Raw genomic sequence first — 12,986 nt, forward strand, 5'->3', positions numbered from 1 at the left:
CGTTGTCACGATCGCGGAACTCCCCCTACGCCGCGTTGCCCTTCGCATCCTGGATCGCACGCCACACCCGCTCCGGGGTCAGCGGCATGTCGATGTGCTTGATGCCGTAGTCGGAGAGGGCGTCGAGCACCGCGTTCACCACCGTCGACAGGCTGCCGGCGCAGCCGGCTTCGCCGCAGCCCTTGCTGCCGAGCGGATTGGTCGTGGCCGGCACCGGGTGATCGCCGACCGTCATGTTCGGGACGTCCTCGGCGCGCGGCAGCGCGTAGTCCATCAGCGAGCCCGTGATCGGCTGGCCGCTCTCGTCGTAGCGGACATGCTCCATCAGCGCCTGGCCGATGCCCTGGACCACGCCGCCATGAAGCTGGCCCGCGACCAGCAGCGGGTTGATCACCGTGCCGAAATCGTTGACCGCGCTGTAGCGCACGATCTGCACCACACCGGTATCAGGATCGATCTCGACCTCAGCGACGTGGCAGCCGTTCGGGAACGCCGAGGGCACCGGTTCGCTGGTATGGTCGACGTCGAGGCTGTCAGGCACGCCGTCCGGCACCTTGCCGTCATGCAGCTTCCTGGCGAGCTCCATGATGTCGATGCTGCGATCGGTGCCGGCAATGGTGAAGCTGCCGTCGGCGAACTCGATGTCGGCCTCGGAGGCCTCCAGCATGTGCGCGGCGGCGCGCTTGCCCTTCTCGATCACGAGCTTGGCGGCGCCCACGATGGCCATGCCGCTCGCCGTGATGGAGCGCGAACCGCCGGTGCCGTTGCCGGTGTGGACGATGTCGCTGTCGCCTTGCTCCAGCTTCACGCTGTCGAACGGCACCCCTAGCTGCGCGCACAGCACCTGCGCGAATGCGGACGCGTGGCCCTGGCCGTAATCGAGTGTGCCGGTGATGAGCTGCACCGAGCCATCGGGATCGAACACGATCTTGCCGAGTTCGGGGCTCGGCGGCGCGGTGACCTCGAGATAGGAGCCGACGGCGATGCCGCGCAGCTTGCCGATCTTCTTGCTCTCTTTCTTGCGCTTGGTGAAGTTCTCGTGGTCGGAGATTTCGAGCGCCTTGTTGAACACCGCCTGGAAGTCGCCGCTGTCATAGGTCACGCCTGAGGAGGCCGGGAACGGCATCTGGCTCGGCTTGATGAAGTTGCGCTTGCGCAAGGTCAGCCGGTTGATGTCCATCTCGTCGGCGGCGCGGTCGATCAGCCGCTCCATGTAATAGTTCGCCTCGGGCCGGCCGGCGCCGCGATAGGCGCCCATCAACGTGGTGTTGGTGAGCACCGTCTTGATGTCGACGGCCATCAGCGGCGTGCGGTAGACGCTGGAAAAGTTCTTTCCGGTGTTGAGCGAGAGCGGCCCCGGCGCGACGCCGGTGATGTAGGCACCGAGATTGCCGTAGCCTTCAAGCTTTGCCGCGAGGAAGTGCCCTTCGGCGTCGAGCGCCAGCTCGGCATGGATTTTCTGCGCACGGCCATGGCTGTCGGAGAGGAAGCTGGTCGAGCGCTCATCGAGCCATTTCACCGGGCGGCCAAGCTCCTTGGCCGCGTACAGGATGCACATGTATTCGGGGTAATTGACGTTCTTCATGCCGAAGGAGCCGCCGACATTGGCGGTGAGGACCCGCACCTTCTCGTTCGGCACCTTCAGGTTCTTGGCGAGGTTGGCGCGGTTGCCCGCAACGCCCTGTGTCGGCATCTGGATGGTGTAGCGCTCGGTCTTCTTGTCGTAGGAGGCGAGCCCCACGCGCGGCTCCATCGAGACGACGGCGACGCGGGTGTTCTCGATGTCGACCTTGGTGACGTGGGCGGCACTGGCGAAGGCCGCGTTCACCTTGTCGATGTCGCCATAGTGGTAGTCGAGCGCGACATTGTTCGGGATGTGGTCATAGAGAAGCGGCGCACCGGGCCTGGCGGCTTCCTCGGGATCGGTCACCGCCGGCAGCGGCTCGATATCGAGCTCGACGGCTTCGGCGGCGTCGCGCGCCTGCGCCAGCGTGTCGGCGACCACGAAGGCGACGGGATCGCCGACGAAACGGACCTTGTCGGTCGCCAGCGGCTGCCGGTTGGTCTGGAGCAGGGGGGAGCCGTCGCGGCTCTTCAGCGGCAGGCCGCAGGTGAAGGGGCCGTAGCCGGCGGCATCGAGGTCCTTGCCGGTCCACACCCCCAGCACGCCCGGCATCGCCCTGGCGGCGTCGGTCCCGATGCCGCGGATGAGCCCATGGGCATGGGTGGAGCGGACGACCACGGCATGGGCCTGGCCGGGCAGGTTGAAATCGTCGGTGTAGCGGCCCTTGCCGCGCACCAGCGTATCGTCTTCCTTGCGGCGGACCGGCTGCCCGACGCCGTGTTTTTGCAGTGCAATAGCGTTTTCGAGCGTGGACGATTTGGTGTGTTCTTGCATGGAATTGACCTGAAAAGCCGGCAATCGCGCGTTTTGGGGGGCGCCTGGAGGACCGGACCAACCAAAAATAACCCACGGTCCCGTTCACGACAACGCACGAATGGGCATGGTCCCATGTGATGCGTTGTTGCGCAGGCTTGCCGCGCTGCTAATGTTTCAGGCGAAAAAGCAATTCCAGATCGGCCCCATCGGGCCGCGGAAAGACAATTTGTATGAATGACCACACGCGGCTCCGCGACGGCCATGCGCCGCACGGTGGGCTGGAGGGGTCGATGGCGGCGGTGGCGTTGGCCCCCGAACCGGCCGTCGTCGCGCAAGCGCCGGGAACCGGCGTCTATGCGGCGCTGGACCTCGGCACCAACAATTGCAGGCTCCTGATCGCTTGTCCGACCAGCGACGGCTTTCGCGTGGTCGATTCCTTCTCGCGCATCATCCGGCTCGGCGAGGGCGTCTCGGCGACCGGCTGCATCAGCGAGGCCGCGATCGAGCGCGCCGTCGCCGCGCTCAGCATCTGCCGCGACAAGATCAATTTGCGCAAGGCCAAGCGGCTGCGGCTGATCGCGACCGAAGCCTGCCGGGCCGCCTCGAATGCGGAAGGCTTCCGCAGCCGCGTCGCGGCCGAGACCGGCATCGAGCTCGAGGTGATCGACCGCGAGACCGAGGCCTCGCTCGCCGTGCTCGGCTGCGCGCCGCTGGTCGACCCCCGGGGCCGGGGCGCGATCCTGTTCGACATCGGCGGCGGCTCGACCGAGCTGGTGCGGATCGAACGCGATCCGCAAAATCCCGAGCCACGCATCAAAGCCTGGATGTCGATCCCGCTCGGCGTCGTGACGCTGGCGGAGCAATTCGGCGGCCGCGACGTCACGCCGGAAATCTATGCCGCGATGGAGCAGGAGGTCGCCAACCACGTCGCGCCGTTCGCCGAAGCGCACGGCGGCGATCTCGCCGACATGCACCTGCTCGGCACCTCGGGCACGGTGACGACCCTCGCCGGCATCCATCTCAACCTCGCGCGCTACGACCGCCGCCGCATCGACAGCATCTGGATGAACGATTCCGACATCACCGCGACCATCAGCAAGCTGCTCGGCATGAGCTACGAGGAGCGCGCCAACAACAGCTGCATCAGCGTCGAGCGCGCCGATCTCGTGCTGGCCGGCTGCGCCATCCTCGATGCTATCAGGCGCGCCTTTCCGCTGCCGCGCCTGCGCGTCGCCGACCGGGGCCTGCGCGAAGGCATGCTGGTCGAGATGATGCGCGAGGACGGCGCACTCAGGAGCTGGTGAGATGGCCAAGGACACCACCGGCCGCTTGCACGTCCAGGTCAAGACCGGCGGCAAGCGCAAATTGTCGTCGAAGCTGTGGCTGGAGCGGCAGCTCAACGATCCCTATGTCGTCAAGGCGAAGGCGCTCGGCTATCGTTCGCGTGCCGCATTCAAGCTGCTCGAGATCGACGACAAATACCGCCTGCTGAAACACGGCATGGCGGTGGTCGATCTCGGCGCTGCGCCGGGCGGCTGGAGCCAGATCGCCGCCAAGCGCGTCGGCTCCGTCGACGGCAAGGGCAAGGTGGTCGCGATCGACCTGTTGGACATGCCCGAGATTGCCGGCGTCGATTTCGCGCAGCTCGACTTCATGGACAACGACGCACCCGCGAAGCTCACTGCGATGCTCGGGGGCGGCGCCGACATCGTGATGTCTGACATGGCCGCCAACACCACCGGCCACCGCAAGACCGACCAGCTCCGCATCGTCGGCCTGATCGAGACGGCGGCCGCGTTCGCCTGCGACGTGCTGAAACCGGGCGGGGCATTCCTGGCCAAGACGTTCCAGAGCGGCGCCGACGCCGATCTGCTGGCCCAGCTCAAGCGCGATTTTGCGACAGTGCGGCATGTGAAGCCCGCGGCCAGCAGGCAGGATTCCTCCGAGCGCTATGTGCTGGCGACGGGGTTTCGCGGCGGGCAGCTGGAGCCGGGCTGACGTGTCACGCTCACATGAGCATGACATTCACATCGATAACATCTTGAGCTGATAGATCCATCATCTGCAATTTCAGCGGGTGAGATCAATCCATGCCGTGCCTTCATCGACAACGCTTGCGCGTTTGCAAGCATCGCCTGTCCCTTGCCTCGGTCTCCTTTCTGGCGTTGGCGTCGCTCGGCTTTGCTTCGGCGACGACGTCGCGTGCAGGGACGTCGATCATGGTCAGCACCCAGAGGCCTTACAATATCGGCCTCAGCGGCAACGACGATCTCGGTGATCTCAAGAAGATCTACCAGAGCGCGAACAGCCCGTCCGAGCAGGCTCTCGACCAGTTCAACCAGATCATCACCGATACCGGCATGAAGCGGACGCGCCTGCTGCTCAGCGATGTCTATTGCGATGTCGATCAGACCGGCGATGTGTTCGGGTACACGCAGGACGGCGTTTTCCATCCGGGCGACTGCCAGCCTCTGGCCTGGCATCTTGAGTGGGCCCTGGGTCGCGGGCTCTCGCCTCACGTGGCGGTCGCTGCCTTCATGCCGCCGCGCCTGGTGCAATACGGACCTGGCGAGAGTTGGAATCGGAACGGGCCGGCTCCGGCACTTTTCCAGAAATACGCCAACGCTCTCGTGCGATATATCGCGAAGAAATCGTTCGACGGCGGGGCGTCATCCGTCATCTTCGAGGTCAGCAACGAGGCTGATATCGCCGATTCAGCCCCGAAGAACTGGAGTGACACCAATCCATCCGCCTACAGGCTCAAGCCATTGGGGTCATGGGGCCGTTGGCTGTGGTGGATGGATCCGGCCAAGTATGTCCTCAACCAGTGGACCCCGCTGCAGACCCACGTGATGTCCAACGCCGAAGATCCGACCTTGTCGTACCCTTACGGGCTCGATGCGCGCCGTCTGCCCAGGCAGCTCTTGCCGGTTCAGAAGGTCTTCTCGCAGGCGATCGTGAACATCAGAAACGAACTCGCCGCCAACCAGAGTTATAACGGCAAGACGCTGGAAATGGCCGGGCCGGCCCTGGTCGGACTGAGCTTCAACTATTATCCGGCGGAGAATCTTCCGACGCTGGAGGAAGTCTTCCTCGACCAGACCTTCAATCCGCTGGCAGACACCTACTTGGCAAAATTCAACGCGCGGCTCGATCGTTTTTCGTTCCACTATTACGGCTCGACAGACGGCACCGGCGGTTTCGCGTTCTTCGACAATCTGGTCGACAAGGCCAAGGCCAAGCTGGACGCCTTGAAGAAGAACAATGCCAACATGCCCGACGTTAAACTGTTCCTGTCGAAATGGGGCCCTACGGCCTATGAGGCGACTGACGTCAATTATTCGCACAAGGGGGCGGCGTGGACGGCGGCGTTCCTGTCCGAAGCCGTGAAAAAGAAGATATCAATGGGGTCGTACCTCATTATCGGCGACGGCCAGGGGGATCCGAACATCACACCTTTCCTCGGCCAGGCCAGCCTGCTCCACAAGGTGCCGCACGGCGACAAGCCGGCCGACTACTACCCGAAGCCGGTCGCGAACCTCTTCAAGATGTACAACAAGATGTCAGGCCAGCGGGTGCAGGCTGCGCTCACCGGCGGGGCGGGCTCCCACCTCAACGCGTTCGCGACCTGGGATGGCGCTAACTCGACCGCGAACATCATGGTCTACAACTATGATCCGACACGTGTCTTCGGCAATAACATTTCGACCGAGACGCCGGAGGGGATTTCGCTTGAGGTTGACAACCTGCCGTTCAGCGACGGCTCGACCGCGACGATTGAGCGCTACCTGATCGATGCGAATACCGGCAACCTGGCGAAGTTCTATTCCGATCCGACCCACCCCGATCCCAACCTGCAGAGGATATTGCTGCAGCGAACGATCAATAGCGGAAAGCTCGTCCTGACGGGCGACGCGCTCGGGCTGGGTGTCGTGCTCTACCGCATATTGCCGCCGACGGTGGTTCCCTAAGTTAGTTGAACGCAAACCAGACCTTGGCGACGAATGTCGCGCCGCACCAGTTCGAGACCAGGCCGTCCGGGTTGGTGATCGGATTGGCGCGGCCGCCCGGCCGCGCATTTGGATCGCCTGTAAAGACGAAGCAGTTTTCCTTCGACAGATTGGTGTCGTAGTAGCGCAGATCGAGGTTGAGCGCCTTGTGCGTGAACGTCACGCCGGCCTGCCAGTTGAGATAGGCAGGCAGCGGGAAGCCGCCGAGTTGCGAGGTCTGGTCGCCAAACCAGGAATAGCCGGCGGCGGTGGTGAACGACACGGTCAGGTTCTTCAGCAGAAACCGCTCCGGCACGTCGAAGCCGATGCCGGCCGCCACATATTGGCTCCAGGCGCCGGTGTTCGAGACGTTCGGAGAATAGGCGTAACCGCCGGCGACGCGGATCTGATCGCCGATGCGTCGATCGCCGCGGACAACGATCTCCCAATAATTGATGCCGTTGGTCTCGCCAGGAAGTCTTTCACCGGGATAGGCGAAATAGGTCGCCCCAAGATCAAAATCGATCGTGGCAATCTGCGGGCGCATGCCGGCGGCAAAGGTGAGTTCGGCGGCCGGTTGGGTCGGCAGCTTGACGGTGGCGACCGTTGTGCCGGCGTAGAGCGGGCCCCATCTCGTCTCGAAGGCGGCGCCGGCCGCGGGGCCATGATCGGACAGCGTGGTCCCGCGATAGATGTAGTCGGATGCAAGCCCTGCGCGAGCGCTGAATTCGAGCTCGTCGGCAGGCGTTGCGTGGGTGGTGTCGGCCGCCGACCAACCGCGGTTGCCGAGGCCGAGCGCCCCGGCCGAGGATTGGGCCAGCGCCAAACCGCCGGTCATGGGTGCAAGCCATAATCCGGCCAGCGCGGCAAATAAGGCGCCGCTTGCACCCCGAAACGATGTTTCGTGTCGCCGCAAGTCGATCATCCTCCCAGAGCGACCGCGATGCCAACCAGCGTACTACCGACAGCCACCATCGCAAGTCCCGCCAATGAAGGCCGCAGCCCGCTACGAACCCCGAAGACGTAACCGCAACAGAACAGCATCACGATGGCGATGGCGTAGGAGACGCGCAGCGCCAGTCTGGCGTCGCTCAGGAACAGGAACGGGATGACCACCGGGAAGGTCGACAGGAAGCTCAGCAGGCAAAGGCCGAGCGCTCCGATCCAGTCGCGCTTTGTCAGCCCCGGACCGGGGGCCGGCTCAGGCAATTGTTGCAACCGTTGCCGCATCGATTCCAACTGCTCTACGGGCAGCATGGCCGACAATTCCGGCGGCAGCGCGTCGGCAATGATGCGGCGCGCTGCTTCGGGATCCGGCGCCTTCCGTATCGCGCGGAGGGTCAGAACCTTGTCTCCCCGGTCATTGATGCGCGCCAGCAGATAAAGACCGCCGTCAACGATGCCCCATGCGAGATTGCAGCCGAGTGCGCCGATCAGCATTGTTTGAATATTGATATTGGTCCCGGTCGCGACACCAAGCGAGCAGATGAAGGTAAGGGCCATGATCAGTCCGAACAAAGTCTCCGAGATCCGTTCCATCGGATCAAGTACGTCCCCGAACGGAGTATCCGGTCCCAATAGAGCCATGGCTTGGTCTTCGATCACCGTTTGCAGGTGTCATCGAGGCTCATGTCCGGCTTTCGCTCCTTGAGCTAGGTCAAGGCGGCTGGGCACGAGTGCTGGGCCGACCGGCCGGCGGAGGCCGCCCGTGCCCGCCACATCGTGGACGATTTTACGACGTCGGGTTCTGACCGACGTCGCTCGGGCCTGATAGCGCTTTACCCCAACCTTTGATCCCGCACGTCCTGCGTATCCTCCGTCGCCGTCTTGACGGCGGCGGTCGCGGCGCTCTTTGCGGCCCCCTTGCGGCTGGCGATCTCCACCGCCGTGCGGCCGGAGATCTCGTGGCCGGCATCGGCGGGCATCTGCCAGAAGAACCAGCTCGACGCCGCCGAGGTCAGCGCGATCACGAGGAAGGCCGGCGCGAACACGGTGGCGTCGATCTCGCTGACATGGTTGAACCACATCGTCGTTTCCACGCAGGCCGCGCCGACCGCGACGCCGGCGGAGACCGCGAGCTGCTGGTTGACGCTGACCAGCGTGGTGGCGCGGCTCATCTGCGCGGTCTCGACGTCGGCATAGGCCACCGTGTTGATCGCGGTGAACTCCAGCGAGCGGAAGAAGCCGCCGACCACCAGGATCACCAAGATGATGAGCAGCGGCGTCGTCACCGTGAACAGCGCGCAGACGCCGAGGAAGAACGCGCTGACGACCGCGTTCACCGTCATCAAGTTGCGGAAGCCGAAGGTGCGGATGATGCGCGCGGCCAGCGTCTTCATGCCCATGGCGCCGAGCGAGGAGCCGAAGGTGACGAGGCCGGAATGGAACGGCGACAGCCCGAATCCGATCTGCATCAGCAGCGGAAGCAGGAACGGCAGCGCGCCGATGCCGAGCCGGAACATGAAGCCGCCGAAAACGGCCGCGCGCAGCGTCGGCAGCTTCAGCAGCGAAAAATCCAGCACCGGCGAACCCGTCCGCCGCGCGTGCAGGACGTACAGTGTCATCGAGATCGCTCCGCCCACGACCAGGGCCGCGACCGTGCTCCAGGGCAGAAGATTGAGCCCGGCGACGGACAGACCGAACGCGATGCCGGCGAGGCCGACGCCCGCGAGCACCATGCCGTAAAGATCGAACGGTTCCCGCGTCTCGCTCTTGATCGGATCGATGAAACGCAAGGCCATGAAGATGCCGAGCAGCCCGATCGGAATGTTGATCAGGAAGATCCAGTGCCATGACGCATAGGTCGTGATGAAGCCGCCGAGCGGCGGGCCGATCACGGGACCGATGAGGGCAGGGACCGTCACCCAGGCCATGGCGTTGACCAGCGCGTTCTTGTCGACCGAGCGCAGCAGCACCAGGCGTCCGACCGGCGTCATCATCGCCCCGCCCATGCCCTGAAGGATGCGCGCGAATACGAAATCGGTGACGGAGGTCGAGAGTGCGCAGCCGATCGAGCCGACCATGAACACGCCGACCGCGATCGCGAACACCATGCGCGCGCCGAACCGGTCCGCAGTCCAGCCGCTCGCCGGGATGAACACCGCGAGCGACAGCAGATAGGAGGTGATGGCAAGCTTGAGCGTCAGCGGGCTCGTGCCGATGTCGGCCGCGATCGCGGGCAGCGAGGTGGCGATCACCGTCGAATCCATGTTCTCCATGAAGAGAGCGGTGGCCACGATCAGCGGGATGACGCGTTGCTTGTCGACCATGACGGATTGGTAATGAAAATCAGAAGGAAAGGTGGACTTGCGGCTTATCACCGCCGCTCCGCCGGGACCATTGCGGATCAACGCATAGCACCTAAATCCTGCGTTACAACGGTGTGACCCTCGCCGGCGGGTGCACGCGCTCCCTCGTCGTTCCGGGGCGTGCCCCTTGGCGGGCCCGGAATCCATCGGGCCCCAGAGACTGTTGCGGGATGGATTCCGGGCTCGCGACTTCGTCGCGCCGGGGAATGGCGAGGGGTGGCCGCCGCCCGGCCATCCACGCCGAATTTACTTAAAAAGCCTGTGCATGGCTGGCCGGCGGTCCGATTTGCTTTGATTCGTCGCGTGGCCGTGCTATCGACCCGCGTCAACCCCACCGATGGGCTCCGATTCTCCGGCGATGCCGCAAGGCACGCTGAGGGCGGCGCTCATCCATAGCTATTTGCGGCAGGGCCGCAGGAAGGAGTTGGCAGATGGCCACGGTGCAACTTCAAGGCATTCGCGAAGCCTTTACGTTCGACGACGTGCTGTTGAAGCCGGGCCTGTCGGACGTCATGCCGGGCGAGGTCGACATCCGCTCCCGCGTCACCCGCGCCATTCCGCTCAACATCCCGATCATGGCCTCCGCTATGGACACGGTCACCGAAGCCCGCATGGCGATCGCCATGGCGCAGGCCGGCGGCCTCGGCGTCATCCACCGCAATTTCGATCCCGAGGGGCAGGCCGCCCAGGTCCGGCAGGTCAAGCGCTACGAGTCGGGCATGGTGGTGAACCCGCTCACCATCAGCCCCGAGGCCACGCTCGACGATGCGCTCAAGCTGATGAGCGACCACGGCATCTCCGGCATTCCCGTCGTCACCGGTGCGAGCAAGAACACGCCCGGCAAGCTGGTCGGCATCCTCACCAACCGCGACGTGCGGTTTGCCACCGACCGCCGGCAAAAAGTCTCCGAGCTGATGACGCATGACGGTCTCGTCACCGTGCGCGAGAATGTCAGCCAGGACGAGGCGCGGCGGATGCTGCACCAGCATCGCATCGAGAAGCTGCTCGTGGTCGACGAGCAATATCGCTGCGTCGGCCTGATCACAGTGAAGGACATGGAGAAGGCGGTCGCTCATCCGCTCGCCTGCAAGGACGCACAGGGCCGCCTGCGCGTCGCCGCCGCCACCACCGTCGGCGACACCGGCTTCGAGCGCACCGAGCGCCTGATCGATGCCGGCGTCGATCTCGTCGTCGTCGACACCGCGCACGGCCATTCCCGCCACGTGCTGCATGCGGTCAATCGCATCAAGCGCCTGTCCAACTCCGTGCAGGTCGTTGCCGGCAACGTCGCCACCACCGAGGGCGCGCAGGCGCTGATCGATGCGGGCGCGGACTGCATCAAGGTCGGCATCGGCCCGGGCTCGATCTGCACCACCCGCATCGTCGCCGGCGTCGGCGTTCCCCAGCTCACCGCGATCATGGATGCGGTGGAAGCTGCAAAGAAGTCCGACATTCCCGTCATTGCCGACGGCGGCATCAAGTTCTCCGGCGACCTTGCGAAAGCGCTCGCCGCCGGCGCCGACATCGCCATGGTCGGCTCGCTGCTCGCCGGCACCGACGAGACCCCCGGCGAAGTGTTCTTGTGGCAGGGCCGTTCCTACAAGGCCTATCGCGGCATGGGCTCGGTCGGCGCGATGGCGCGCGGTTCGGCCGACCGCTATTTCCAGCAGGACATCAAGGACACGCTCAAGCTCGTGCCTGAGGGCATCGAGGGCCAGGTGCCCTACAAGGGCCCGGTCGGCAACGTCATGCACCAGCTCGCCGGCGGCTTGCGCGCCGCGATGGGCTATGTCGGCGCAAAGGACATGAAGGACCTGCACGAGAAGGCCCAGTTCGTCCGCATCACCGGCGCGGGTCTGCGCGAAAGCCACGTCCACGACGTCACGATCACGCGCGAGAGCCCGAACTATCCTGGCGCGGGTTAGGCGCTCCGCACACCGCTGTCATGCCCCGGCTTGACCGGGGCATCCAGTACGCCGCGGCTTCTCGGCTCAATCACAGGCGTCTCGGAATACTGGATCGCCCGCCTTCGCGGGCGATGACAGCGAGAGTGTGCTTTTGTATTGACGCGCTCCTTTCCCTCCGCTTCCGTCCATGCCGAAACAAAATCCGGAGGAAGCCATGTCCCAAGCAAAACGCATCGTTCTCGCCTCGCGTCCCGTCGGCGAGCCAAAGCAGTCCGATTTCCGCATCGAGGAATTCGCGATTCCGGCGCCCGGCGCGGGTGAAGTCCTGCTGCGCACGATCTGGCTCTCGCTCGATCCCTATATGCGCGGGCGCATGAGCGACGGTCCGTCCTACGCAGCACCCGTGCCGGTCGGCGGCGTGATGGAGGGCGAGGCGGTCAGCGAGGTCGCGGCCTCCAACAATCCTGATTTCGCCAAGGGCGACATCGTGCGAGCCCGTACCGGATGGCAGTCGCACGCAATCTCCAACGGCAAGGGCCTGATCAAGGTCGATCCGAAGCTCGGTCCGATCTCGACCTCCATCGGCGTGCTCGGCATGCCCGGCATGACTGCCTATACGGGCCTGCTCGATATCGGCAAGCCGCAGGAAGGCGAGACCGTGGTCGTCGCCGGTGCCTCCGGTGCGGTCGGCTCGGCCGTCGGCCAGATCGCGAAGATCAAGGGGGCGCGCGCGGTCGGCATCGCCGGCGGCAAGGACAAGTGCGACTACGTGGTGAAAGAGCTCGGCTTTGATGCCTGCCTCGATCACCGCGAAACCGATTTCGCCGCGAAGCTGAAGTTTGCCTGCCCGAAAGGCATCGACGTCTATTTCGAGAATGTCGGCGGCGCCGTGTTCGAGGCGGTGTTCCCGCTGCTCAATCCGTTCGCGCGCGTGCCGGTCTGCGGCCTGATCGCCCATTACAACGACACCGAGGCCAAGCCGCCGAAATGGGCGGCCAACATGATGCGCGCGACGCTGACCAAGCGGCTCACCTTCCGCGGCTTCATCGTCTCCGACTTCGCCAACCGCCATGGCGACTTCCTGCGCGACATGTCCGGCTGGGTCCGTGACGGCAAGGTCAAGTACAAGGAGTTCGTCACCGAGGGCCTGGACAGCGCGCCCGGCGCCTTCATGGGGCTCCTGAAGGGCGCCAATTTCGGCAAGCAGCTGGTACGGGTCGGGCAAGATAAGGCGTAAAGCGTTTTCGAGCGAAGTGGGTACCGGTTCGCGTGAAGAAAACGCGCCAGACGAGACGCTAGAGCCTCGGAACGGGGCTCTAGCTGCAAGGCCTAGTTGCAAAGGCGTCACACCCCGGACATCGATGGTTAACAAAGAGTGACCGATCGGCCACACCTGCCCGCA

At 64.6% G+C, this 12,986-nt stretch carries 9 protein-coding genes; 5 read left to right on the forward strand and 4 right to left on the reverse strand.

The annotated features are described in order from the left end of the window. Positions 1–25: 25 nt before the first annotated feature. Complete coding sequence (locus ABIB95_RS03970) at positions 26–2,398, reverse strand: xanthine dehydrogenase family protein molybdopterin-binding subunit (protein WP_354237974.1); 2,373 nt, start codon at positions 2,396–2,398, stop codon at positions 26–28. Between the two features lie 212 nt (positions 2,399–2,610). Here ABIB95_RS03970 and ABIB95_RS03975 point away from each other — a divergent pair, with 212 nt between their 5' ends. The 3 genes from ABIB95_RS03975 (at position 2,611) to ABIB95_RS03985 (ending at position 6,351) form a co-directional block, all read left to right on the forward strand. Beyond that, positions 2,611–3,684 (forward strand): Ppx/GppA phosphatase family protein, encoded by a 1,074-nt coding sequence (locus ABIB95_RS03975; protein WP_208086298.1) that lies wholly within the window; start codon positions 2,611–2,613, stop codon positions 3,682–3,684. A gap of 1 nt (position 3,685) precedes the next feature. After that, on the forward strand, positions 3,686–4,378 hold the full coding sequence (locus tag ABIB95_RS03980; protein ID WP_354237975.1) for an RlmE family RNA methyltransferase: 693 nt from the start codon (positions 3,686–3,688) through the stop codon (positions 4,376–4,378). A 221-nt stretch (positions 4,379–4,599) separates the two neighbouring features. Continuing rightward, a complete protein-coding gene (locus tag ABIB95_RS03985; protein WP_354237976.1) occupies positions 4,600–6,351 on the forward strand; it encodes a hypothetical protein in 1,752 nt (583 codons plus the stop codon). A gap of 1 nt (position 6,352) precedes the next feature. Here ABIB95_RS03985 and ABIB95_RS03990 read toward each other — a convergent pair whose 3' ends face one another. The 3 genes from ABIB95_RS03990 to ABIB95_RS04000 form a co-directional block, all read right to left on the reverse strand. Then, positions 6,353–7,207 (reverse strand): TorF family putative porin, encoded by an 855-nt coding sequence (locus ABIB95_RS03990; protein WP_354237977.1) that lies wholly within the window; start codon positions 7,205–7,207, stop codon positions 6,353–6,355. Positions 7,208–7,290: 83 nt separating this feature from the next. Then, positions 7,291–7,974 (reverse strand): VIT1/CCC1 transporter family protein, encoded by a 684-nt coding sequence (locus ABIB95_RS03995; protein ID WP_354237978.1) that lies wholly within the window; start codon positions 7,972–7,974, stop codon positions 7,291–7,293. Positions 7,975–8,147: 173 nt separating this feature from the next. Then, positions 8,148–9,638 (reverse strand): MFS transporter, encoded by a 1,491-nt coding sequence (locus tag ABIB95_RS04000; RefSeq protein WP_354237979.1) that lies wholly within the window; start codon positions 9,636–9,638, stop codon positions 8,148–8,150. 470 nt (positions 9,639–10,108) lie between these two features. On the opposite strand from ABIB95_RS04000, the gene guaB reads away from it, so the two are divergent. Continuing rightward, positions 10,109–11,602: an IMP dehydrogenase gene (guaB, locus tag ABIB95_RS04005; protein ID WP_063983796.1), complete on the forward strand. Its 1,494-nt coding sequence runs from the start codon at positions 10,109–10,111 to the stop codon at positions 11,600–11,602. 196 nt (positions 11,603–11,798) lie between these two features. After that, positions 11,799–12,821 carry an NADPH-dependent curcumin/dihydrocurcumin reductase gene (gene curA / locus ABIB95_RS04010; RefSeq protein WP_354237980.1) on the forward strand — a complete coding sequence of 341 codons (1,023 nt, stop codon included), beginning with the start codon at positions 11,799–11,801 and terminating at the stop codon, positions 12,819–12,821. The last annotated feature ends 165 nt before the right edge of the window (positions 12,822–12,986 follow it).

It is taken from the genome of Bradyrhizobium sp. LA2.1 (genome assembly GCF_040547725.1).
In the GTDB taxonomy this organism is placed as follows: Bacteria; Pseudomonadota; Alphaproteobacteria; order Rhizobiales; family Xanthobacteraceae; genus Bradyrhizobium; species Bradyrhizobium barranii.